25 protein-coding genes and 1 tRNA gene are annotated in these 24,426 nt (G+C 40.1%); 17 read left to right on the top strand and 9 right to left on the bottom strand.

Going from position 1 to position 24,426, the window contains the following annotated elements:
* The first annotated feature begins 61 nt into the window (after positions 1-61).
* From KK487_RS10950 to KK487_RS10930, 5 genes are all read left to right on the top strand, one after another.
* On the top strand, positions 62-1,108 hold the full coding sequence (locus KK487_RS10950) for a GGDEF domain-containing protein (RefSeq protein WP_128583053.1): 1,047 nt from the start codon (positions 62-64) through the stop codon (positions 1,106-1,108).
* Positions 1,109-1,258: 150 nt separating this feature from the next.
* Positions 1,259-2,059: a MipA/OmpV family protein gene (locus KK487_RS10945; RefSeq protein WP_128583054.1), complete on the top strand. Its 801-nt coding sequence runs from the start codon at positions 1,259-1,261 to the stop codon at positions 2,057-2,059.
* A gap of 13 nt (positions 2,060-2,072) precedes the next feature.
* The gene (locus KK487_RS10940; RefSeq protein WP_028834008.1) at positions 2,073-2,438 is read left to right on the top strand and encodes a DUF3019 domain-containing protein; all 366 of its coding nucleotides are present in this window, start codon (positions 2,073-2,075) and stop codon (positions 2,436-2,438) included.
* Between the two features lie 14 nt (positions 2,439-2,452).
* Positions 2,453-3,145: a response regulator gene (locus KK487_RS10935; RefSeq protein ID WP_013465514.1), complete on the top strand. Its 693-nt coding sequence runs from the start codon at positions 2,453-2,455 to the stop codon at positions 3,143-3,145.
* Between the two features lie 26 nt (positions 3,146-3,171).
* Positions 3,172-4,407, top strand: coding sequence for an ATP-binding protein (locus tag KK487_RS10930; protein ID WP_128583055.1), 1,236 nt, complete (start codon positions 3,172-3,174; stop codon positions 4,405-4,407).
* A gap of 107 nt (positions 4,408-4,514) precedes the next feature.
* Here the strand turns inward: KK487_RS10930 and KK487_RS10925 are convergent, their stop codons facing one another.
* Together KK487_RS10925 and KK487_RS10920 are read right to left on the bottom strand one after the other, a co-directional pair.
* Positions 4,515-4,736: a DUF3820 family protein gene (locus KK487_RS10925; RefSeq protein WP_010387988.1), complete on the bottom strand. Its 222-nt coding sequence runs from the start codon at positions 4,734-4,736 to the stop codon at positions 4,515-4,517.
* A 288-nt stretch (positions 4,737-5,024) separates the two neighbouring features.
* Positions 5,025-6,596 (bottom strand): cation:proton antiporter domain-containing protein, encoded by a 1,572-nt coding sequence (locus tag KK487_RS10920; RefSeq protein ID WP_024602056.1) that lies wholly within the window; start codon positions 6,594-6,596, stop codon positions 5,025-5,027.
* A gap of 309 nt (positions 6,597-6,905) precedes the next feature.
* Between KK487_RS10920 and KK487_RS10915 the strand changes: the two genes are divergently transcribed.
* Both KK487_RS10915 and KK487_RS10910 read left to right on the top strand, forming a co-directional pair.
* Positions 6,906-7,649, top strand: coding sequence for a sporulation protein (locus tag KK487_RS10915; protein WP_013465509.1), 744 nt, complete (start codon positions 6,906-6,908; stop codon positions 7,647-7,649).
* A 49-nt stretch (positions 7,650-7,698) separates the two neighbouring features.
* The gene (locus KK487_RS10910) at positions 7,699-8,142 is read left to right on the top strand and encodes a GNAT family N-acetyltransferase (protein ID WP_128583056.1); all 444 of its coding nucleotides are present in this window, start codon (positions 7,699-7,701) and stop codon (positions 8,140-8,142) included.
* Between the two features lie 54 nt (positions 8,143-8,196).
* On the opposite strand, the gene KK487_RS10905 is transcribed toward KK487_RS10910, so the two are convergent.
* The 6 genes from KK487_RS10905 to KK487_RS10880 all read right to left on the bottom strand — a co-directional run bounded on the left by KK487_RS10905 (position 8,197) and on the right by KK487_RS10880 (position 14,029).
* A complete protein-coding gene (locus tag KK487_RS10905) occupies positions 8,197-9,552 on the bottom strand; it encodes a sodium-dependent transporter (protein WP_128583057.1) in 1,356 nt (451 codons plus the stop codon).
* A 203-nt stretch (positions 9,553-9,755) separates the two neighbouring features.
* A complete protein-coding gene (locus KK487_RS10900; protein ID WP_033104097.1) occupies positions 9,756-11,045 on the bottom strand; it encodes a HAMP domain-containing sensor histidine kinase in 1,290 nt (429 codons plus the stop codon).
* A gap of 86 nt (positions 11,046-11,131) precedes the next feature.
* Positions 11,132-11,836: a response regulator gene (locus KK487_RS10895; protein ID WP_028834012.1), complete on the bottom strand. Its 705-nt coding sequence runs from the start codon at positions 11,834-11,836 to the stop codon at positions 11,132-11,134.
* A gap of 57 nt (positions 11,837-11,893) precedes the next feature.
* Complete coding sequence (locus KK487_RS10890; RefSeq protein ID WP_016899250.1) at positions 11,894-12,280, bottom strand: DUF3019 domain-containing protein; 387 nt, start codon at positions 12,278-12,280, stop codon at positions 11,894-11,896.
* Positions 12,270-13,127: a MipA/OmpV family protein gene (locus KK487_RS10885; RefSeq protein WP_024602061.1), complete on the bottom strand. Its 858-nt coding sequence runs from the start codon at positions 13,125-13,127 to the stop codon at positions 12,270-12,272. Before KK487_RS10885 ends, KK487_RS10890 begins: the two co-directional genes overlap by 11 nt.
* Before the next feature lie 92 nt (positions 13,128-13,219).
* Positions 13,220-14,029, bottom strand: a complete 810-nt coding sequence (locus KK487_RS10880) for a hypothetical protein (protein WP_024602062.1) — start codon at positions 14,027-14,029, stop codon at positions 13,220-13,222.
* Between the two features lie 115 nt (positions 14,030-14,144).
* Here KK487_RS10880 and KK487_RS10875 point away from each other — a divergent pair, with 115 nt between their 5' ends.
* Together KK487_RS10875 and KK487_RS10870 are read left to right on the top strand one after the other, a co-directional pair.
* Positions 14,145-15,296 (top strand): serine hydrolase domain-containing protein, encoded by a 1,152-nt coding sequence (locus KK487_RS10875; protein WP_128583058.1) that lies wholly within the window; start codon positions 14,145-14,147, stop codon positions 15,294-15,296.
* On the top strand, positions 15,296-15,784 hold the full coding sequence (locus KK487_RS10870) for a SixA phosphatase family protein (protein ID WP_024602064.1): 489 nt from the start codon (positions 15,296-15,298) through the stop codon (positions 15,782-15,784). Before KK487_RS10875 ends, KK487_RS10870 begins: the two co-directional genes overlap by 1 nt.
* Before the next feature lie 58 nt (positions 15,785-15,842).
* Here the strand turns inward: KK487_RS10870 and yhbY are convergent, their stop codons facing one another.
* Complete coding sequence (yhbY, locus tag KK487_RS10865; protein ID WP_008112687.1) at positions 15,843-16,139, bottom strand: ribosome assembly RNA-binding protein YhbY; 297 nt, start codon at positions 16,137-16,139, stop codon at positions 15,843-15,845.
* A gap of 88 nt (positions 16,140-16,227) precedes the next feature.
* On the opposite strand from yhbY, the gene rlmE reads away from it, so the two are divergent.
* From rlmE to KK487_RS10825, 8 genes are all read left to right on the top strand, one after another.
* Positions 16,228-16,857: a 23S rRNA (uridine(2552)-2'-O)-methyltransferase RlmE gene (gene rlmE, locus KK487_RS10860; protein WP_013465499.1), complete on the top strand. Its 630-nt coding sequence runs from the start codon at positions 16,228-16,230 to the stop codon at positions 16,855-16,857.
* Between the two features lie 66 nt (positions 16,858-16,923).
* Positions 16,924-18,867, top strand: a complete 1,944-nt coding sequence (gene ftsH / locus KK487_RS10855; protein WP_033104106.1) for an ATP-dependent zinc metalloprotease FtsH — start codon at positions 16,924-16,926, stop codon at positions 18,865-18,867.
* A 95-nt stretch (positions 18,868-18,962) separates the two neighbouring features.
* Positions 18,963-19,808: a dihydropteroate synthase gene (folP, locus tag KK487_RS10850; RefSeq protein WP_013465497.1), complete on the top strand. Its 846-nt coding sequence runs from the start codon at positions 18,963-18,965 to the stop codon at positions 19,806-19,808.
* Complete coding sequence (gene glmM, locus KK487_RS10845; RefSeq protein ID WP_013465496.1) at positions 19,809-21,158, top strand: phosphoglucosamine mutase; 1,350 nt, start codon at positions 19,809-19,811, stop codon at positions 21,156-21,158. It abuts the gene before it with no gap.
* A gap of 72 nt (positions 21,159-21,230) precedes the next feature.
* On the top strand, positions 21,231-21,980 hold the full coding sequence (gene tpiA / locus KK487_RS10840) for a triose-phosphate isomerase (protein WP_013465495.1): 750 nt from the start codon (positions 21,231-21,233) through the stop codon (positions 21,978-21,980).
* 1 nt (position 21,981) lies between these two features.
* Positions 21,982-22,335, top strand: a complete 354-nt coding sequence (gene secG, locus KK487_RS10835; RefSeq protein ID WP_128583059.1) for a preprotein translocase subunit SecG — start codon at positions 21,982-21,984, stop codon at positions 22,333-22,335.
* A 78-nt stretch (positions 22,336-22,413) separates the two neighbouring features.
* Positions 22,414-22,498 (top strand) — tRNA-Leu (locus KK487_RS10830).
* Between the two features lie 250 nt (positions 22,499-22,748).
* Positions 22,749-24,374 carry a methyl-accepting chemotaxis protein gene (locus KK487_RS10825; protein WP_128583073.1) on the top strand — a complete coding sequence of 542 codons (1,626 nt, stop codon included), beginning with the start codon at positions 22,749-22,751 and terminating at the stop codon, positions 24,372-24,374.
* Positions 24,375-24,426: the final 52 nt, after the last annotated feature.

Here is a 24,426-nt window from a genome sequence, read left to right as displayed (position 1 = left end):
TAAACCGCTAATATTTATGTGTTTATTAACATCTTTGTTGTGATGTCTAAGAGTTTTAATTATGGATAATACGGTTTCACTTGCTCATTCTGCCCAGTGTTTAAAAAAAGCCATTCCGTTGATGGTTAAATACAAAATGCCTGTAACGCCAATAAATTATACTATTTGGTACTGTTATGTACAGGGCGACAACCCACAACTAAACACAGAGCTTGATAAAGTCATCTCTTTGCACAATACGTGTTCAGCTCAAACCGCCCAAGAAATTTTTAATAAGCATATTAATGACGAAGAGCTTGCATTTTTTCAACAAATGTCTGAAAGGTTTCATGGCACCGTAGAGCAAATGCAGTTTGATCTTAGTGACTCCATTCAATATTCGAAAAGCTTTACTACCTCGTTAGTTGATTCACAAAATGAATTAAAAACACTCTCTAGTATTAACTCATTTAATGAGATCCTTTCTTGCGTTGAGCGCCTAACTGACGAATCAATTGCGATGCAAGATTACGCCCGTGGATTCCAAACCAAATTAGCGCAAGCGTACAACGAAATTAAAGATTTAAAAGAAGCGCTTAGCGTGACCCAAGAAGCGGTTGATAAAGATTCCTTAACCGGATTATTTAATCGCGGTAAGTTTGACACAGACATTGTTGAGTTTTGTTTGAACGCCTCTTCACAAAATGAACACGGTAAATTAGCGGTGTTGATTATGTTCGATATTGATCATTTTAAACGTTTTAATGACGATTTTGGCCATCAAAAAGGCGATGAGGTACTCAAGCTAGTAGCTCAAAAAGTGCAAAATAGTGTACAAGAGCAATACAGAGCTTATCGTTTTGGTGGTGAAGAATTTTGTATTACGGGCTACTTTGAAAGCATTAATGATGCGATGGCATTTTGTAATCAGCTTCGTTTGAGCATTGCCAAATTGACGATTCGTAAAAAAGAAGACAGTAATAATAAACGTAATATTTCAGCCAGTTTCGGCATTGCTTTAATGGAACCCTTTAGTAAAAGCTGTTTATTAGTTGAAAAGGCAGACAGAGCACTTTATTTAGCTAAAACCCATGGTCGTAATCGGGTCGAAATAGCGGCCGATATGTAAACGTGTTCTGTTTGTATCAAATTTGTTAATGATTGTAACCCTCTAGAGCTTGTGTTCATACTACTTGCTACTATAGGGTCAAAGCCACTTTATAAGCTAGCGATTAACTTCATGCGGTTCCATCTGAGAATAAACACATGCCTGTTATTAGTGCTATTAAGCACTAATGCGATTGCTCAGAAGCAGCAACATATATCCACTGATGAGCTTAACCTTAGTGTGAGTGTTGGTGTTGGGGTGATCACAAATCCTCTGTATGGTGCAGATAACATCCCCTTAGTTGTTATTCCGCAAGTGGCCTATTATGGTCAAAATTGGTTTTTTGATAATGGCCGCCTTGGTTATTCTTTTTTACAAAGCAAACAACATAACGTTAGTTTTGTGTCAGAAATTAACCCTGAGTCACGCTTTTTTATTGATTGGCATCCACAAAATATTTTCGCCTTTAAAACAACCGCTGAGAACGAGATATTAGAATCGCTACACACTGACTCACCTCGTCAAGTAAATATAAATAATATACAAAAAAGACGAGTCGCACTTGATGCCGGTATCAGCTATTTTTTTGTAAAGCAGCAGCAAGTATTTTCTGCGCAATTATTGCATGATGTAAACAGCGTTTATAATGGCTATAGGGGATCGTTGCAATGGCAATATCACCATGAGTTTAAGCAATTAACGTTAAAGTCGACGTTAGGCGTTAATTACAAATCAGCCCAACTAAATAACTATTTTTATGGTTTAAATAGCGCTGAATCTATTTACGGTGAAATAGAAGTTGGTAGTAGTTGGCAACCTTATGCTAAAATCGACGCCCGTTGGCCTGTAGATGGAGTCAACGCGCTTCGTTTTCATTTAGCCTATTATGATTATTCAGCAATGGATAGCAGCCCGCTTTTTGAACATGACTATTCAATGACCGCCTTTATAGGATTCGAACATACATTTTAATATGAAGTGTTTTATGTTGGTTGTGCTTGCAGCTTCATTTTTTAGCAACGCTAGCGTTGCAAAAGCCTCTTCACTTAACGTATCACCCAAAGTCTGTGTGGTTTCCGAACAACAAGAATTTTGTGATCTTGAGTTAAAATTTAAGTGGCAACTGTCAGCCGCTAGCGATGTATGTTTATACCAACAAGATACACAATTACAATGCTGGCAAGGTGTCAAAAAAGGCCAACTTAGTTATAAAGCGCGTGTTCAGGTGGAGACCATATACTCCCTGATTAATCCCCATACAGGTGTATCGTTAGCGAGTGTGCAAATAGAAGTGCAAACCGCATACGCTAAGAAAAAACATCGGCTACGCTCACCTTGGAGCTTTTTTTAATTTAGGAGCAGTAAATGCCAAAGATATTACTTGTTGAAGATGATTTAGGGTTGCAACAATTAACCAAAGACTATCTTGAGCATAATGGCTTAGAAGTTGACGTTTTAGAACGCGGTGACGAAGTGTTCCCTTATCTTAGTGAAAACCACGTCGACTTGATCATTTTAGATGTAATGTTGCCAGGAAAAGATGGCTTTAGCGTATGTCGACAAGTACGTGACAAATACACTCTCCCTATCTTAATGCTGACAGCAAAGGGTGAAGACTTCGATCAAGTCATAGGCTTAGAACTCGGGGCTGACGACTACGTTATAAAACCAGCAGAGCCGCGTGTACTTCTTGCTCGAATTAGTGCATTGCTTCGCCGTGGACAGCCAAGTGTTAAAGCGATTGAAGAACTTCAATTTGGTGATTTATCAATAGATAAAACCAGCCGCATTGTAAAGCTAAGCGGTGTTGAAATTGTCCTGACTTCTCATGAATTTGAATTGCTGTGGTTATTGGCTTCAAATGCTGGTGAAGTGCTCAGTCGAGAGCATGTCCATCAACATATGATAGGGCGTGAGTACGACGGGTTAGACCGCACGGTGGATGTTCGTGTATCACGCATTCGTAAAAAGCTCGGTGATAACAGTGATAAACCCTATCGAATTAAAACGGTATGGGGGCAAGGCTATCTATTTGTATCAGATGCGTGGGATATGTAATAAATGCAAGGTGTTAGGCTAGGTTAATGGGAAAGCTATTTATAAGCCTTTACGTGTATATTATTGCCTCTTTGTTTATTGTTAGTGGCGTTATAGAGCAGTTTTGGCCCTATGATGAATCTCAGCAAAGTGTATTGTTAGATGACGAATTCGGGCAGTCTTTATGGCTGCTTTCACAAACCCCAGATGGGCTTGAGCAGCTTAAACATAATTTTGATAGCCAAGTCATTGCCCAGCAAGATCTGGTGCTCCCACCAGAACAGCAAGCACAACTATTTCAAAACCATTACCTTTATTTATATGATAAACAGCAGCGTATCGTTTGGTATGTAACGCTAAATAATTCACAATTGCTACAAGTAGGCCCTGTAGGTGTTAAACACAGCAGCTCAGGGACTGTGTTACCGTATTTACTGGTGTTGTTTATTATAAGTTTACCAATAGGTTTGTGGAGCTTTTTGTTGTGGCGAGACTTTGCAAAGCTGAGTCATGCATGCGAGGCAGTGGGTGGCTCGCAAGATTTTCAATTAAGCGATGGCTCAAAGTCATTCTTCTTACCCATCACCGATACATTGCAAGTAATGCAGCAACGTATTGAGTTTTTACTGAGTGCTCAGCAAGAGCTCACCTCTTCTGTATCTCATGAATTTAGAACGCCATTAGCGCGGTTGAAGTTTGCTATTGCAATACTCGAGGATAAAACTCACGATACCAAAGCACAGCAGTATTTATCTGACATGCAAATGGATATTCATGAACTGGAGTCCTTGGTATCTGAAATGTTGGAATACGCCCGTTTAGATACACAGCAACCCAGTCTACAATTAGCCCCTTGCGATATCGTTGCATTAATTAAAACTAATATTGAAAAAGTAAACTTTGATACCCGTATTAAACTAACAACAACGCTCCCCACTCAATTTATTTACTTATGCGATAGTCATTTTATGTCGCGGGTGCTGCAAAACTTAATCAGTAATGCACTTAAACATGCCTCGAAAAGTGTACATATTAGTTTAAGTACTGCCGATGAAAAGTTACTGCTAGTGGTTGAAGATGATGGCCCTGGTATTGCCTTCTCTGAGCGCGAAAAAGTATTTAAGCCGTTTACGCGCTTAGATAAAAGTCGTGATAAAAAAACCGGAGGGTTTGGGCTAGGGCTGGCGATAGTAAGTAAAATTGTGTCATGGCATAAAGGTCAGTGCGCAATTGAAGACTCATCATTGGGTGGGGTTAAGTTTATTATCACCCTCGACAACTAAATCCCACACAATAAAAAAGCGCCGTAAAGGCGCTTTTTTGCGGTTTAAAACCAAAAAATCAACAAGTAGCAAATAGATAGACAGGCCACTTATAGAAAAGTTCTATTTTATTTACTATTTTTTTCTAATAATGGCATCAACATTTGCTCTAAACCATTAAGCTTCACTTCGTACATCATTGCAAGTTGAGAGCCGAGCTTGCTATCAGGAAAGCCTTGCTGTTTAAACCACACTAAATAAGGCTCAGGCAGCAAAAGTAAGGGGCGTCCCGCATATTTACCAAACGGCATAATGGTATTAATGGCGACTTTAAGTTGTTGAGGATCCATTATTGACATCTTTTATGAGTAGAGGTGTTAAGTGTAAGGGATAATAAAGAAATAAAATAGGCTGTAACGGGCAAGTAACAGCCTATTGATAGAGGGAGTAGGCCCTCTAATTTGAGAATCTTATTGGTTAATTAAAAGCAAGGGGTCCAGTTGTGTATATTTTTATTTAAATACACACTTAGGTATTAGCTTTACTAAACCAACACAGACATTTTACCTTATTTTTAAACCAATAAAATACGCAGATGTAAAGGAATGTAAATGCAATCCATTTGCATCTAAACCCTATTAAGGAAACAGGGTTTGCTTTACATGCTCTGCAAAACCGCTACCTGCTTCTAAGTAAAAGTTGTAAGTAGAGTCTATTCCCATTTCTTCTAATTCTTTTTGCTGATCGGGGTAGTTGGCAATCGCCGTTACTTGTCCTTTATAACCCGATGCTTGTAATTGCTCTAAGGCAAAAATATTTTGCATGTGCTTAGGCATAGCTAGCATTACCATTTCAACGTGGGAGTGGTTAACACGTTGCCAAAAATCAGGATCGGTGGCATCGGCAATTAATACTCGGCGACCTCGCTTTACATGCTTATCAACTACCTCAGGCTTAATATCAATACCTGCAACAACATCCGGATGAGTTGCGTTTATTGTTTCATAGGCACCTGTGCCAATTCTACCCATGCCAAAAATAACAATTTTTGTGTCATTTAAGTTTACTGGGAGCTCTTCAGCTAAGCGGGTTTTGCTTTCAAACTTTAATAAAAAGCGTTCAATTTTAACGTATAGCTCGTTAGAGCGTTTATTTAAAGGAGAAGCAATTACAAAGGTGATCGACACCGCAATCGCAATAACAGCAAGCCACTCAGAGGTAACCATGCCGGTAGATGCGGCAACTGCACACACAATCAAACCAAATTCGCTAAAGTTAGCTAGGCTAAATGCTGTTAACAAAGAGGTACGCGCACGAAGTTTAAATAGGTTGGTTAGTATGTAATAAAGCAGGGTTTTAATTGGAATAATTAATACCAGCACTAAAGCGACGACTAAGGAGTGGGCAGTAAGCTCTGCACTTAAACCAATGCTTAGGAAAAAGCCAACTAGCAATATATCTTTTAGGCTAAGCAATGACTTAGACAATTCACCGGCTTTTTTGTGTGGTGCGAACATCATACCTACAATCAAAGCACCTAAATCACCTTTGAGACCTGCAAATTCAAAGGCGTTATAACCTGCTACTAAGGCAAAGAAAAACCCAAATAGCGGCAGTAACTCACCATGTTTAGAGCGGTTTAACACCCAGTACATAACAGGGCGAAATAAAGGTAAGGCAATAATTAACCCTAAGGCCCAAATATTCGGCAACTTACCGGTACTGACCGCTAAAAATATAACCGCAAATATATCCTGCATAACTAAAATACCAATGGCTATTTTACCGTGCAGGCTTGCCATTTCACCGCGCTCTTCAAGGACTTTTACCGCAAATACGGTGCTTGAAAAGCTCAGAGCAAAACCAACTAACAGCGCACTTTGCCAACTTAAATCGACGAATAATGGCAGTGCAAAAACACCCAGTAGTAGCATAAAGCCACTAAATAAAGCGCTGCTTAGAATAATATGTAAGGTGGCCGGAGCCCAGACTTGAGGTTTTATTAAATTTGAAATTTTAAGCTTGAGGCCAATACTAAAAAGTAGCAGTGTAACCCCTAAAGATGCAATTGTTTCCAGCAATTCCGTGCTTTTATAACCCGCTAAATTAAGAATAAATCCAGCCATAAGAAAGCCGATAAGTGGCGGCAATTTTAGCTGGTATATACCAAAACCGCAGACGAAGGCGGTAGCAAAATAAATTAGTTCCATAGTTATTAATACCACTTTTTTAGGCACTGTAGTGTAGCGAAAAACAATGCTTATTGACAATTAATCTACTTATTTAACGCAGTTAGTTACGTGATAGTGAGTATTTATCAAATGATTGCTACTGTCAGTTTATGCAGAGGTAAAGTAGCTTCAATGTATAAAAAATGCACATATATGGCTAGTTTTATGGTAAACAGCATGTAAATAGCAGTTTTTCGCTGACAAGAGCTTTTAAATGTGGTTAAGATGCCATAACGAAGGAGTTTAAGCGTAAGCAAACATTAGAGTTGCTTAGCTTAAGGAGAAAATATGTTTAAAAAGATTTTAGCATCGGTAGGCATTGGTGCCGCCAAAGTAGATACTATTTTAGAGACCGAGCATCTTCAGCCGGGGCAATTATTTAACGCGCAAATTGTAATTACTGCAGGTGATGTGAGCCAAGAAATTACCGGTTTAGACTTAATGTTAGTTACCCGTGTCAAAGTGGCGAGTGAAGACGGTGATTATTTCACTAATCATGTTATTGACCAGTGGCGCATTACCGATATTGGTATTATTGAGCCCGGTGAAGTAAGAACTATTCCGTTTGAAGCCCGTTTACACTCAGAAACGCCTATAACTGAAATTAATGCAGGTTATAATCAATCTTATGTATGGTTAGAAACAGGCCTTGATATTGACCTTGCGCTTGATCCAACAGATAAAGACCATTTACACATTTATCCTAATGAAGCGGTTAAAACATGCATGCAAGCGATGGAAAAGCTTGGTTTTAGTTTAGTTAAAGCCGATGTAGAACAAGGCCATTTACGTGCCCCTACTTTTCAATCTGTATCGGGATGTTATCAAGAGCTTGAGTATCAGCCTAATAGCCGCAGTTTGTTTGGTATAAAAGAAATTGAGTTGTCATTTATTCCTGAAGCGCATAAAACCCATGTATTGATTGAATTAGACAGAGCGTTTAGAAGTGATGGCTATGTTGATTTAACCATAGAGCATGACCATGTTAATTTATCGCAGTTATGTGATCAGCTAGAACGGTTATTTGCTTAACAAAGTGATAGGGGCTTTAAGCAGCCCCTGTAATAAAAAAGGTGTTTAAATGGCGTTTAAATGTGAGCCATTCTCTGCGCTCGACTCCCAAACCCTGTTTTCAATCATGCGTGTACGTGTCGACGTATTCGTTGTGGAACAAGCATGTCCTTACCCCGAACTTGATGATCACGATATCGCAGACTCTACACGTCATGTCTATTTACTTGATGGGCTATCGGTGAATGCCTATGCCCGTTGTTATGAAAAAGATGCTCAGTACAGTGCGATAGGGCGTGTATTGGTTGCTCAATCACAGCGAAGTTCTAGATTAGGCAAACAGTTAGTCAATGAAGCAATAGCATGCTGTAAGGCGCAATGGCCGACTCGCGATATTTATATTGGCGCACAAACCTACCTACTGAATTTTTATCGCTCATTCGGTTTTGAATGTGTTGGTGATGAATATATAGAAGATGGCATACCCCATCAGGATATGATTTTAAAGCAGTAATATTGCTCCACTAAAAAGGCCCACTGATGTGGGCCTTTTTTATGCATCTTTTAACTAGCTTAGTAGGGAATGTAAAAATACTAAGCTAATGGCAATAGGGCATACAAACTTAGTATACCAAGGCCATATCTTCCAAAATAACGTATTATGCACCTCAGGGTTACCTTGTTGAATCGCTTTTAGTAGTGACGATCTGTACCAGATCCAACCTACAAATATACAGCACATAAGCCCTAATAAAGGTTGTGCAACTTTGGTTGTTAGGGTGATCACTAAGCCAAATAAAGTGCCTAGGTTACACACTATGGTAATGCTCACTATGGCAATTAAAGCGCCTATTAACCACGTTGCTTGAACACGTTTCATCGCAAAGCGCTCTACCGTGTACGACACTGGCGCTTCTAGCATGGAAATAGATGAAGTTAGTGCGGCAATACTCATCAATGCAAAAAAAGCAAAGCCAACAAATAAACCTACACCACCCATGCCATCAAATAAGGCAGGCAATACCTGAAATACGAGAGTATCTTCAGAGAGAAGTTTACCTGTAGTTGCAGAGAATATTTCAACACCTTGCGCTTGTGCCACATACATAGCAGGGATGATCAATAAACCCGCTACAAACGCTATAAACACATCAATTAAGGTTACATACGCGCCAAGGGAAACAAGGTTTTCTTTTTTACTGATATATGAGCCATATATAATCATCACACTGGTGCCCAGTGACAATGAAAAGAAAGCTTGGCCTAAGGCACTCACTAACAATGTAGGGTCAAAAATAGAAGAAAAGTCAGGGACTAAGTAAGCTTTTAACCCCTCAACAGCGCCTTCTTGAGTCATCACGTAGGCAATGAGGGCAAACAAAATACCGAGCAGAGCGGGCATTAAGCGTTTAGACCATTTTTCGATGCCGTTTTCTACACCGCGGCTGATAATAGCAACAGTTAAAATAATAAATAAAACAGTGAAAAGAATATTACGAGTAAGCGATTGCTCACTTAACCATAAAGAGACGGCATCAGCGCCGACCAATGTGGTTACCGGTTCTAAAGTGGCACTTAACATCCAACCGGCAACAATGGCATAAAAACTTAAAATAAATCCAGCACATAAAATACCACCAAAACCGACAGCAAAGGCAAATTGCTTTTGCCATGGTCGCGTGGTTAATTTAGTTAATGAAGAAACCGCATTAGCTTGCCCATGGCGACCTATCATCAGTTCTGCCATTAAAGCGGGGTAGGCTAAAAAGAAAGCCAGTACTAAATACGCGACTAAAAATGCAGCGCCCCCATTACTTGCTGTTTGAGTCGGAAAACCCCAAATATTACCCAAGCCAACAGCTGATCCTGCCGCAGCCATTATAAAACCAAAGCGGGAGCTAAACTCACCTCTTACTGCACTCATATTATTCTGCTTCTCTATTTTTTCGACGCCGTGACAATCTACTGGAATTGTAATTAAATAAAAAGTGCTTATTTGTCTCTGTTGCACAATTATTGCGTTTTATTTAGCTGTATAAATAACACGTGCGTATTTTGATTATAAATAGCACAATTTTTTAATTATATTTCGTTTATCAGCTGTATTGAGCATCTTTGCATTGTTGATTAATGTTCAAACTGAGCGATGGTTAATGTGAAACAGGCGCCTGAGAGTCGTTCACTTTTACTCACTTTTACGGTGCCATGATGCCAATCGGCAACTTTGGCGACGATTGCTAACCCCAAGCCATAACTATTATCACTGCGATTACGGTGGCTGCGTTCACGAAAAAATGGGCTAAATACTTTATGATTATTTTCTTGAGCAATGCCTGGACCGTCGTCGGCGATGTTCACCACCAGAAAACGTTCTTGTACTGAAGCGGTTACTTGAATGCTGTGATTTGCAAAGTCGCAGGCATTATTAATTAAGTTGGTGATTGCTCTTGCCAGCCAATGTAAGTCAGCATAAACGGTATGATCATCACATTCTAAAGAAATATTAAGCGAGCGAGAGGTTATTCTAGGCTCAAGTTGCAATACAATATCACTTAGGTATTGTTTAAGGTTTGCTGATGAGTAAGTAAGCTTATTCGCATTTTGCTCTAAAGTAGCAAACGTTAAATAGCTTTTTAGCATTGACTCCATATGGTCTAAGTCGGTTTCCATGCGAGTTAAATAATGCTTTATTTTACTCTCGTCATGACTATCAAGAGCGGCGTCGACACCAAAGCGTAAGCAAGCAATTGGAGTTCTAATATCATGCGATAAGCTGGAGGCCATTAGCTTGTTTTCAGCAACTAGCTTTTCAATTTGACTCGCCATACGGTTAAAGGTCAGTTCCACATCTTTTATATAGGTAAATCGAGAGGGGGTAATACGCGCTTTAACATTACCAGATGCAAATTGCTTTGCTGCTTCGTTTAACACCGTAAGGCGCTTTGCTAAAGGGGTAATAATAAAACCCATAAAAACACATAAGCCAGTGTAAAATAATAGCGTTAAAATAATATCGTTTCGTTGTGTGGCCTCATAGGGTTTATCTAAACGCATGGTTAAATGATAAGGACTTAACTCATCATTTGTGTAGAGCATATAAAAGCCTTGCTCGTCTTCGAGTATTAATCCGCCTTGGGTTTGCATTTTATCTAATAGCGCTAAGGGCAGTGCCAGCGACTGATTTAATTTGTAGTTAAGTATAAGGTCAAAGTCAGCGGCGAGCTTTGTTACTTGTTGCGGGCGAGCATCGGGTTTAAGCGCCGTGAGCTGTTTACTTAACCCGACAATAATCTGGCTTTGAACGCTAAACTCATCCAAAGGCGCATGCGCTTGTTGGCTAAATGCATCAATAAGCCAACCTAAAACAATAATTGAAAGCAGCGCACTGCCTAGTAGTGAAATATAAAACTTTTTCATTGATGCTATTCCATAATAGGCTGGGTGTACTGAAGTGACTTTTATTACTATCGCGCTAATTATTTTAAGCACTCAGGCATTAAAACTTACCACGCTGTAGTCACAAACAAATAACCACGTCCCCAAATGGTTTTAATTTTTTCTGGTTTTTGTGGGTCATCATTAAACTTTTTACGCAAGGCAGAAATAAGCACATCAACGCTTCTATCTAAGCCATCATATTCCCTGCCTTTGGTTGCTTTAAACACCGCATCGCGGGAAACAACTTGTCCAGCATTACTGGCTAAGTAATGCAGTAATAAATACTCTGCACTTGAAATGTTCACATCCTGTTGGTTAAGGGTAACGTTGCGTGACTCGGTATTAATACTTAATTGACCGATATTGATCATATTTGCTTGATCATCGGTTTTAGGCGTGTCGCTACTGTAGCGCAAGGCAGATTTAATGCGTGCAAGCAATGCGCGAGGGCGTACTGGTTTTATTATATAATCGGTAGCACCGACTTCTAGCCCAATGACTTCATCCATTTCTTCATCGCGGGCAGTAAGCATTATAATTGGGGCATGATAAAAGCTACGTAGCTCACGACATACACTAATACCATCAAGCCCTGGCAGCATAATGTCGAGTAAAATAAGTTGTGGGTTTAAACGTTTTACTTGGCTTATTACCTCATCACCTCGATGACATACATGTACAACATAGCCTTGCTCTGTTAAATACTCAGTGACCCACTGTGCAAGAGAAATATCATCTTCAACCAGTAAAATAGTACCGTAATTATCCATAAGCTTTCTTCGCATACCTAAATGATGTTTAGCTATCATAATGTTTATAGTGTGTGACTAAAATAACCGCCAACGCCGCTTTTTTTGCCTATTTTGATACACCCATTGTAATTTTACTTCTGTGACGGCAATGACTTGTGATGTATTACTGTCAAATAGTTCAAACGAAATACTTTGCGTTGAGTCAAAGGCATAATTAAACGAACCTTGTCGCTGTTTAAGCCAGCACTGCATAATGTACTTTGAGGTAGCATCGCGTAGACAATAATTCCCCACTTCTACTTGCTGCCATGACAAAACAACATCGGCGTAACAGTGACGTCCTTCACGTAAGGCCACACAGGTATCAGGTACTGCACTCAATTGAGCGGGTATTTGCACTGGGGCTGCCAGCAAAGAGCCTGAATAACTAAACAATAAACAGTAAAAAAATCTAAAGTACATAACGCACGCCTACCTTGGCTTTGTGTTGATATCCTTGGGAAATAATTGGGCTGTCATCAATTTCTTTTGAAAACCAAGTAGTTAACCAGCCTGCTAAAAAGACCCAATCTTGGTTAATGGGATATTCAGCATGAAATTCAAACATAATACTGGTACTGGCATTGGTTTGATAAATAGGGCGAGTTGCGTTTGCTTCATCGCTATCAATACCAAAATAATAGTTTGTAAAATCTGCAGAGTAGGCACTTAGGCCAATACCAGAGCGAAACTCCCAATTACGCCAAGGCTGAATATGACTAAAAAATACGTTTGCCACCCAGCCATTATGAGCACCAGATATGTCATGTAAGTATTCAAGGGAAATTTGTGAGTTTTCAAATCGACGTGTTAATCGAAGGCCGGTATCAAAATCATAGTTACGTTTTTTGATACCGCGCAGTGGCTCAATAATGCCATCGTTATAAATACCTAAGCCTTGTTCGTCAAACCCGGCTTGGGAATTAGTGCCTAATAAATCAAGGCCCCAATCGTATTTGTTAATTAAGCTATAGCCTAAAACAAGTCCACCGCTGAGTTGATTATGATCAAAATCAAGGTAAAAATTATCGTAAGAAACCGCAAGGCTTAAATCTAACTCGGCGCCAACATCATAAGAATTCATGCCCACCAAATAAGAATCTTCTATGTAATAACCTGCTCCCGCACTCCAGTCCCAGGCAAACCCTGTAGTGGGTTCCAATGTGTTATCGGCATAGTAACGATTGCTTGCTGTGCTCTGGCCACTAAAAATGAGCGCAAACAATAAGGCTGCACAACGGAAAAAATGTCTTTGTGGGAAATGCTTCATCCTTGGAACCTAAATTAGAGTTTGCTTAAAAGGGTAGTATATTGTCAAACTCTTGGCTAAATCTGTAAAAAAATGTAGCGGTCGTCCTGCAACTACTGAACCTTAATTTTATCGATAAGTATACTGCTTAAGTAAAATTGCATCATGGGAGTTAATGCGCTTATCTCAGTACGTGTACATGGCCCATTTAATTTAGTTAAACGACTCAGTTTAGTGATCGTTTTATAAGCAGGCGCCGTTACTTCATTTTTAAGTTCAGCACGCTTAAGCCGAGCCTGTTCGGTGTTATGTTTATGAATAAACGCAACAACTTCTAACTCGTTAGTGATCTTTTTTTCTTCAGTAAAGCTATAGGTTAGGGGCTCACGGTGAAAGCTTGCACTATCTATTGATGATTTGGCAAACCACACTACATCTCCCGATGCTTTGTGTGTAAGGCGCATACTAACTTGTGCCAGTATATTTGCGCATTGTTGAGAAGGGAATTGCTGTGCTACTTTTGAAAACAATGAATAAGGTTTTTCTGGCTGCGCTAGGATGTACTTAGCATCATCTATAAACTCCAGGTCAACTTGATGGATAGCTAACGTGTAATCACTGTTATCGGTTGTGGTAACTTTTAGTTGTTTATCGTTAAGTGCTTGGCTAATTTGAGATACTAATGTGTCGGTGACACTTGCACGGTCTACGATCACTCTGACAGTCTGATTTTTTTTAATGTTATGTGCAGGTAATTGCACCGATTTTACTTTCGGTGAAGCATGCTCGGTTTCATATTTAAGTTGGTAAGTTTGACTCTTAAGCAAAGGTTTTGCAGGCATTGCTAAAGGTTCTGCAGGCTGCTTAACTACGGCACAACCTGAAGCTAATACAATAAAAAGTGATACAACTAAAAAACGCATAAATATTTTACATCCACTCAAAAGCCATTAATCGAACATATTGTACGTTAGTCCGAGCAAAAGTTCATGATATTATAGAGGCTGATTATGACTAAAAAAGAAAAATTAGCTAAGAATGAAGTATTTTAACTCCTTACCCTTTTATTTTTTTGCTTTATGTATTTTAGGGACGCATTTACAGGCAAGTGCAAGCACAGATCCTGACTGGGAAGCTTTTGTTAAAAATTATGGACGCTACGTAGAAAAAAAACTAAAAGTAAAAAAGATTCCGGGCGGAGCGCTTTCCATCGTCAACGCACAAGCGCGTGACTATATACATACTATGGGGCATACCAAAGTGCGCAGTGGGCAAAAAATTAATCCACACACTCGGTTTCGTTTGGCCTCAGTATCTAAAACGTTTGCAGGGTCGTTAGCGGCAAAACTTGCAAATGAAGAACAACTTAATTTGTATTTTCCTGTTAGTCATTACATTCCTGAATTTAAACAAACCGACTACAAAGATGATTTAAAGGTTTTTCATATTTTAAGCCATTCTAGTGGGCTAGTACCGAATGCATACGATAATTTAATCGAATCGCGAATGGGGTATAGCGATATTGTAGAAAAGCTATTAAGTGTAAAACCCATATGCGAACCCGGTGACTGTTATGGCTATCAAAATGTCATGTTTAGTTTAATTGATGACGTGATTTTAAAAAGCACCAACAAAACTTATACTCAGTGGCTCAATGACGCATTTTTTATCCCTCTAAAAATGAACGATGCAAGTTTAGGCTACGATGCCATGGTGCAAGATAGTAACTACGCATACCCTCATGTGCGTGGGAAAAAGCGTTGGTACAGTGCCCGTTTGAAAAAGAATTATTATAAAGTCGCTCCGGCAGCTGGGGTAAACGCCAGTGCGTCAGATATGGCTATTTGGTTAAATGCGCAATTAGGGCAATATCCATCGGTATTATCCTTAGATGCATTGGCCACGCAAACGCGTCCTTATACACATACTAAAAAAGAACGCTACAGACGAGTATGGCGAGAGCACATGAACGAAGCCTACTATGGGCTAGGCTGGCGTGTGTATGATTATGATGATGAAACGCTTTATTACCACAGTGGTTGGGTGCAAGGTTATCGCAGTGATTTGGTTGTGTTTCCACACTTAAATGTTGGCTTTAGCTTAATTTTAAATGCAGAAACTGGACTCATAAATGAGCTTACAACTGAGTTTATAAATCGCCTATTAGCATATAAACGAGAGAAGCAATAATGAACGCCCACATAAAAACATTGTTAATAGCATTATTACTTATTTGCCAACCCGCCTTTTCTGCGCCTGAACAGGTTTACTTGTTTCGACATAGCGAAAAACAAACAGGGGAAAATCCATTTCTAACTGCCCAAGGCCAAGCGCGTGCTGAGCACTTGGTTTCGTTAGTTAACACCTATCCAAACATAACGTTATTCAGCAGTAACTATAACCGTACCCTAAACACGGCAGCGCCATTAGCCGCGTATTATAATATTAAAGTTATTACCTATGATGCTGCTGATCTAATGACATTGAAAAAACAATTATTAGCACAAAATGGCGTTGTGGTAGTAATAGGGCATAGTAATACCACACCGCAGTTGGCTTCATTATTGAGTAACCAAGCTATTGAAAGTATGGATGAGAGTCAGTACGGGCATTATTATTTAGTGAGTAAACTAGAAAATAATAGTTATGAAGTTAAAACGCTGACAATGGGTTTTTAAGCAGGCATAAAAAAACCAGCAATGGCTGGTTTTTTTGTTATACCTTTAAATGGCCTTATTAGCCACGAGGTAATTGAATTTTTTTCTCAGGGCTTTGACGATAAAGCACAATCGTATGACCGATAGTCTGTAATTTAGTAGCCCCTGTTTCGCGAACAATAGCATCAAAAATAAGCTTTTTGGTTTCACGATCGTCTGTTGGCACCTTCACTTTAATTAATTCGTGAATTTCTAGTGCGCTTTGGATTTCAACTACTACGCCTTCGGTTAAACCGTTAGAACCTAGTAAAACTACAGGCTTAAGGCTATGCGCCTGACCTTTTAAAAACTGCTTTTGTTTGTTTGATAATGTCATGATATTACAAATTTTGCTGAATATGGCTTGAATTAAGGGTATTCTAACGCCATCTAGAGAATATTACTAATTAGTTGCGTGTTAATTTATGACAAATAAAAAACAGTCAGCCAGTTCACAACGTTGGCTTAAAGAACATTTTGATGATAAATATGTTCAAGAAGCGCAAAAAAAAGGCTGGCGCTCTCGAGCTGTTTTCAAATTAGACGAAATCCAAAACAAAGATAAGTTATTGCGCCCAGCGATGACCGTTGTTGATTTAGGCGCAGCCCCAGGGAGTTGGTCACAATACTTAGCTGAAAAAGTGGGTGACAAAGGCCAAGTGGTTGCGTGTGATATTTTACCTATGGACTCTTTAGCGGGCGTTGACTTTTTACAAGGCGATTTTCGTGAAGAAGCGGTACTTGATGCATTGTTAAAACGCATTGATGGTAAAAATGTAGATGTGGTATTGTCTGATATGGCACCTAACATGAGTGGCAATAACTCGGTTGATCAGGCAGGCAGCATGTACTTGGTTGAGCTTGCACTTGATATGTGCAACCAAGTTTTAAAGAAAAATGGCGCGTTTATTGTTAAAGTATTCCAAGGTGAAGGCTTTGATCAATATTTGCAAGATGTACGTAATAGTTTTAAAGCAGTGAAGATACGTAAACCGGATGCCTCGCGTCCCCGTTCTCGGGAAGTATATATAGTAGCGACTGGATACAAACTGTAGTACAGTTGCTTGGCGTTTAGTTGAATTTAAATTAATTGGATACAAGAGGTTAACCCCTTGAGCGATATGGCGAAAAATCTAATACTCTGGCTGGTTATTGCAGTAGTGCTTATGTCAGTATTTCAGAGCTTTAATGGCGGCGATCAAGTTGATCGTCAAACAAGTTACAGTCAATTTGTAAAAGACGCCCGTAGCGGCTCTATACAAGAAGTGTCCATTGAAAGTGGTAGTGGCACAATTACTGGCATAAAAAATAGTGGCGAGCGTTTTCAAACCATTATGCCTATTTATGACAAAGACATTTTAAATGATTTGTTAAAAAGCGATGTGAACGTTAAAGGTGTTAAACCTGAAGAACAATCGTTTTTAGCAAGCATTTTTATTTCTTGGTTCCCTATGATCCTGCTTATTGGTGTGTGGATTTTCTTCATGCGTCAGATGCAAGGTGGCGGTGGAAAAGGCGCCATGTCATTTGGTAAAAGTAAAGCCCGCTTAATGAGTGAAGATCAAGTCAAAACGACCTTTGCTGATGTAGCTGGCTGTGATGAAGCCAAAGACGATGTAACCGAGCTGGTGGACTTTTTACGTGACCCTTCTAAGTTTCAAAAATTAGGCGGTAGTATTCCTAAAGGCGTACTTATGGTCGGTCCTCCAGGTACAGGTAAAACATTACTTGCCAAGGCGGTTGCTGGTGAGGCAAAAGTACCGTTCTTTACTATTTCGGGTTCTGACTTTGTTGAAATGTTTGTAGGTGTAGGTGCATCACGTGTACGTGACATGTTCGAACAAGCTAAAAAAGCAGCTCCTTGTATTATCTTTATCGATGAAATTGATGCGGTAGGGCGTAAACGTGGCGCTGGTATGGGGGGCGGCCATGATGAACGTGAGCAAACTCTAAACCAAATGCTTGTTGAAATGGACGGCTTTGAAGGTAATGAAGGTATTATCGTTATTGCTGCGACAAACCGTCCTGACGTACTAGACCCTGCGTTGCTTCGTCCTGGTCGTTTTGACCGTCAAGTAGTGGTCGGTTTACCTGATATTCGTGGTCGTGAACAAATTCTCAAAGTACATATGCGTAAAGTGCCATTAGGCGATAACGTTGAAGCGGCCGTGATTGCACGTGGTACACCAGGATTTTCGGGTGCTGATCTCGCTAACCTTGTAAATGAAGCGGCTTTGTATGCTGCGCGTGGCAATAAACGTGTTGTTAGTATGGCTGAGTTCGACGCTGCGAAAGATAAAATCATGATGGGCGCTGAGCGCAAGACCATGGTTATGAGTGAGCAAGAGAAAGAAATGACGGCTTACCATGAAGCTGGCCACGCAATTGTAGGTCGTATGGTGCCAGAGCACGACCCGGTTTATAAAGTATCTATTATCCCACGTGGCCGAGCGCTAGGTGTGACTATGTATTTACCAGAACAAGATCGTGTTAGTCACTCTAAAGAGCTTTTAGAATCAATGATTTCAAGCCTTTACGGTGGTCGTATTGCTGAGGCAATCATTTATGGTGAAGACAAAGTAACCACGGGTGCAAGTAACGACATTGAACGTGCCACTGATATTGCGCGTAAGATGGTGACTCAGTGGGGCTTAAGCGAAAAGTTAGGTCCATTACTTTATGCTGAAGATCAAAGTGAGATGTACATGGGTGGCGGCGGTGGTCGCTCTATGAGCATGTCTGATGAGACGGCGAAAGTAATTGATGCAGAAGTACGTTTATTCTCAGACCGCAACTATCAACGTGCAGAATCAATATTGAAAGAAAACATTGATATTCTGCATGCAATGAAAGATGCACTAATGAAGTATGAAACCATTGATGCGAAGCAAATTGATGATTTAATGGCTCGTCAGCCTGTACGTGAACCACGTGATGCGCATGACCGTCATGAAGCTAAACCAGAAAAAGAAGATGTTTCTAAAGACAAACCAGTTGATGAAGTACAAAAACCAGCTGATGAATCTAAAAAAGATGAAACAAACCTTGATGATAAAGCTGAATAATCGTTAAAATAACGTATCCAAAAGCCCCGAAGTTCGGGGCTTTTTTGTATCAGTTTGATGTAAATAACTAAAATTATCACATATTAAGGTTAGCGATGAATAATAAAATTAACCTTGCGCGCGGCCGAACGCTTGATTTTGCAGAGCCTGTGATTATGGGGATCGTGAATGTTACCCCTGATTCATTTTCTGATGGCGGTCAGTTCTTAAATACAACTGCCGCGCTGAGTCATGCGATGCAATTACTTGATGATGGTGCGACCATTTTAGATATCGGTGGCGAGTCAACACGCCCAGGCGCACCTGATGTTAGCCTTGAAGATGAGCTAAAGCGTGTTATTCCTATTATTAAAGCTATTCGTGAGCAAAGTGACTGCGTTATTTCAATCGATACCAGTAAAGCTGAGGTGATGCGCCAAGCGATTGAAGCCGGTGCTGATATTGTCAACGATGTACGGGCATTGCAAGAACCCGGCGCAATTGATGTGGTTGCACAGTTTCCTGAGGTAGCAGTGTGTTTAATGCATATGCAAGGGCAACCTCGTAGTATGCAACACGCTCCTCACTATAATGACTTAGCGGGTGAGATAAACGATTTTTTTAGCCAGCGAATAGCCGCATGTGAAGCTGCTGGCATTAAACAAAGCCAGTTAATTTTAGATCCTGGTTTTGGTTTTGGAAAAACACTAAAGCATAATTATCAAATATTGGCTCAATTTAACGATTATGCAAAATTGGGACTTCCTTTGCTCGCGGGATTATCGCGTAAGTCAATGATTGGTAAATTATTAAATAGAGACACAGACGATAGATTGGCAGGCAGTTTAGCTGGAGCACTGATCGCCGCACAAAACGGTGCACACATTATTCGTGTGCATGATGTAAAAGAAACCGCAGATGTGCTTGGCGTATATCAAGCCTGCAAACAAGGAGTACTTTAAATGAAAGAAAGAAAATATTTTGGCACGGACGGTGTGCGTGGTTTAGTAGGTCAAGGTCCTATTAACCCAGAGTTTGCGATGAAATTGGGTTGGGCCGCAGGGCGTGTACTCTCACTTCATGGCACTAAAAAAGTCATTATAGGTAAAGACACTCGTATTTCAGGTTACATGCTTGAGACTGCCCTAGAGGCTGGATTAATTGCAGCAGGTATTGATGTTATTCTTTTAGGGCCGATGCCAACGCCTGCAGTTGCTTATTTAGCGCAAACGTTTCGCGCTGAAGCGGGGATAGTGATCAGCGCATCACATAATCCTTATTATGATAACGGCATTAAGTTTTTCAATGGCCAAGGTTTAAAGTTAGATGATGAGGTAGAGCTACAAATTGAAGCGATGCTTGACGAGCCTATGACCTGTGTTGCTTCTGACAAGTTAGGTAAAGCAACACGTTTATCTAGCGCTGATGGCCGTTATATTGAATTTTGTAAAAGCCAGTTTCCACAAGGATTGTCCCTGGAAGGAATTAAAATTGTTTTAGATTGTGCTAATGGTGCTACATACCATATTGCTCCTTCTGTAATGCGAGAGCTTGGTGCAGAGGTGATCACCCATGCATGTGAGCCAAACGGTGTAAACATTAACCATGAATGTGGCGCAACCCATGTTGATACATTAAAGCGTAAAGTACTTGAACACAAAGCGGATGTCGGTATCGCCTATGATGGCGACGGCGACCGTGTGATGATGGTTGATCATAATGGCCGCGTATTCGACGGTGATGATTTGGTTTATATTATTGCTTGCCAAGCTGCACAAGATGACAATTTAGGCGGTGGTGTTGTTGGCACGGTTATGTCGAATATGGGACTTGAAAATGCGTTAAAAGCAAAAAATATTGCTTTTGCTCGCAGTAAAGTCGGTGATCGTTATGTGATGGAACTGCTGCAGCAAAAAGGCTGGAAAATTGGCGGTGAAAGCTCAGGCCATGTGTTGAATCTAGATTTAATCAGCACGGGTGATGGCATCATCTCAAGCTTACAAGTGCTTGCTGCTATGGTAGCACAAAATCGTACACTTCAAGACTTAGGAGCCGGTTTTACTAAGTACCCAATGAAAATGATTAACGTACGCTACACTGCCGGTACTGATCCGACCCAAGCACCCGAAGTGCTCGCTGCAGTTGCTGAAGTAGAGCAAAGCTTAGCAGATAAAGGGCGCGTATTACTGCGTAAATCAGGCACTGAGCCTGTAGTACGAGTAATGGTTGAAGCTGAGCAAGAAAAAATAGTAATAGATAGTGCACAGAAAATAGCAGCGGTTGTCGAATCTATGAGCAAACAAACTGATTGATAACAATAACCTCTTGTAACTTTGGGCGAGTCGAGTTAATATCTCGCCCGCTTTCTAATGTGGAGTGGAAAAATGGCAGCACGCAAAGCGATGGTCGCAGGCAACTGGAAAATGAATGGTTCATTAGAACTCGTTCAACAACTGTCTGATGCTATTAACGATGTTAAATCTTCTGAAGTAAACATTGTTTTATTTCCTCCGTTTCCTCTAGTCCCAGCAATGATTGCAAGTGGTGTAACAACAGGCACGCAAACAGTGTCTGAAAATACCCCAGGTGCGTTTACTGGTGAAGTAGATGCAGAGCTAATTAAGCAGCTAGGTGCGAAATATGTACTGGTTGGTCACTCTGAACGACGCAGCATATACAAAGAAAGCAATGATACCGTTGCTGCAAAATTTGCTCGCGCGCAACAAGTAGGTCTAACGCCTATTTTATGTGTTGGCGAAAGCGAAACAGAGCAAGAAAGCGGTCAAACAGAACAAGTAGTTGCTGCGCAGATTGACGCAGTAATTAATAAATTAGGTGTAGCAGCACTAAAAGAATCTGTGATAGCATATGAGCCCGTTTGGGCTATAGGCACAGGTAAGACTGCATCGCCTGAACAGGCACAAAGTGTTCACAAATTTATCCGTGACAAAATTGCTGCACTAGATAGCGATTTAGCACAAGGGCTAACCATCTTATATGGTGGTAGCGTTAATGAAAAAAATAGCGAATTATTATTTGCGCAAACAGATATAGACGGCGGCCTAATTGGAGGCGCAAGTTTAAAAGCAGAATCATTTACTGCTATCTGCAATAGTGCAAAAGGGACCGTATAAGATGTACGAAATTTTATTAGTAGTGTATTTAATTGTAGCTTTAGCGCTTGTTGGTATGGTTTTGATCCAACAAGGTAAAGGTGCGGACATGGGGTCATCATTTGGTGCCGGTGCATCGTCTACAGTTTTCGGTTCTTCTGGGGCTGGGAATTTCATGACGAAAACGACAACGGTATTAGCTACAATCTTTTTTGTGCTTAGTATTGTGTTAGGTAACCTAACTGCCGGTCAAATTAAAAAGACTGACGAATGGGAAAACCTAGAAGCGGCTCCAGCTGTTGAAACAGTGTCTCCAGTTGAAGAAGATGTGCCAGTCACATCAACTAAAGAGCAAAGCTCTGACGTACCAAATTAATTTAGTTTTAAATCGTTAAGTTGTTTATTTCCCTCAAATAAACATGCGGACTTAACACTAAGCAATAGCTTAAAAAATGCGGATGTGGTGGAATTGGTAGACACGCTACCTTGAGGGGGTAGTGCTTTCGGGCGTGGGGGTTCAAGTCCCCCCATCCGCACCAAATACAAAAACCAGTAACAGCAATGTTACTGGTTTTTTTGTGCCTAAAATTTAAAATATTAAACAACTCTTTTAGGATTAATGTTGATCATTGAGTAGAACACTCTATATTTCAATTGTTAGTGTTTACAAAAGAATATTACGGTACATTTAACTTTATGTATAAAAAGCGTCTAAAGTTAAAAATAAAGTTAACATTTCTGCATCTTAAGCCGATAATAACTATAGATAATTAAACGGAGTAAATGAATATGGCTTCAGGTTTCTCTTTTAAAAACCTCAGCATTACTAAAAAAATACATGCAATTACATCTATAGCGATCATCGCATTCTTAGTAATCGTTTTGGTTAACTACTTTGCCATGAACGAAAATCGCATATCACTCAATGAAATGGAGAAATCGTCTTATAAAGTAGCCAAATTAACCTTGGCTAACGTTAGTATTTTAGAAAAATTAGATGAATTATACACCCAGGCTGTAACCTTTGGTGAGCAAGACTTAGTAACAAAGGCGAGTGAAACCTATGCGCAGTTGGTTACTAATCTTGGTGCGATTGAGGCAATTAATACCTCTTATATTGATAATGATACAAAAACACGACTAGCTAATTACGAAAAAATATCTGCAACTATTGCCAATGGTATGGTTAATGGCACGGCAGATTTCAGTAAAATTCAACAACAAGCTCAGCTTAAAACAAGCCTATATGAAGCCGTATTAACCAGCTTTAAAAACGCACAACAAAAAGCAGATGCTCGCTTTTTCGAACTGGTGGCCAATACAAAAGCACGTTCTGATGATGCACTTAACTTAATGCTGGTTGTTGCGGTAGTTTCATTAGCACTGTTATTACTAATGGCCATTTGGATTGCGCGTAATATCGGTTCATCAGCCAGTGATGCCGCTAATAATTTAAGCCTTTTGGCAAGTGGTAAAGGGTCGTTAAGTACCAAGCTTGCTGTTAACTCAGAGGATGAAATAGGACAGGTATCTATAAACTTTAATGCTTTTATTAGCCTGCTTAGAGAAACCGTTTTAGAAGTCATCGCGGTATGTGAACCGTTAATGGAAAATTCAACCCGTCTTGTACAAGGGATGGAGCGAGCGGAGAGAGCGACCACCAAACAAACCACCGATGCAGATGTTGTTAAACAGTCGATGGAAGAAATGAAGCAAAGCGTGGGTGATATTTCACAATCAGCTGCAAGCGCATCTAATGCCGTGCAAACCGCAGAAAAAGAAGTAGATCAAAGCCGAATACAAGTAAAAATGTCTGTAAATGCGTCGCGAACGCTAAGTGATGAAATTAATATAGCGGCCAGCACCATTAATAAGTTAGCTGATGACACTAAAAATGTATCGCAAATATTAAATGTAATTACATCCATTGCCGAGCAAACAAACTTATTAGCCCTAAATGCCGCAATAGAAGCTGCACGCGCGGGTGAACATGGCCGAGGCTTTGCCGTGGTTGCAGATGAAGTCCGTGAGCTTGCCTCTCGTACGGCGCAGTCAACTAATGAAATACGTGAATTGTTAAGTACATTAAGTGTGGCAGCTAATGAATCTGTAAGCGCGATGACCTCTGCAAGAGATATGGCAACCGATAATGCTAGTGCAGCAGAGCAAACCGGTGTTTCGATTGAAAAAATTGCAGAGCAAATACTAGAAATTAATGGCATGAACTCGCAAATTGCAGCTGCAACAGAAGAGCAAACCTCTGTTGCTGCAATGGTTGTAGACAACGTATCTAATATGCATGTTTCATTTGAAGATACTATGAGCTCACTAAAAGCAGTAAGAGATGTGGCTAAAAACTTACATTACCTTTCAGATAACTTATTAGATGCAACTGCTAAGTTTAAAATTGAGTAGTTGCTAAAGCACATTACTTTAACGTTTTATGATTTTGTAAAACGTTAAGGGA

The sequence above is a fragment of the Pseudoalteromonas sp. SiA1 genome (assembly GCF_018732205.1).
Classification (GTDB): Bacteria; Pseudomonadota; Gammaproteobacteria; order Enterobacterales; family Alteromonadaceae; genus Pseudoalteromonas; species Pseudoalteromonas tetraodonis.
The sequence above is the reverse complement of the archived record's forward strand: the minus strand, read 5'-3'. Positions and strand labels throughout refer to the sequence as shown.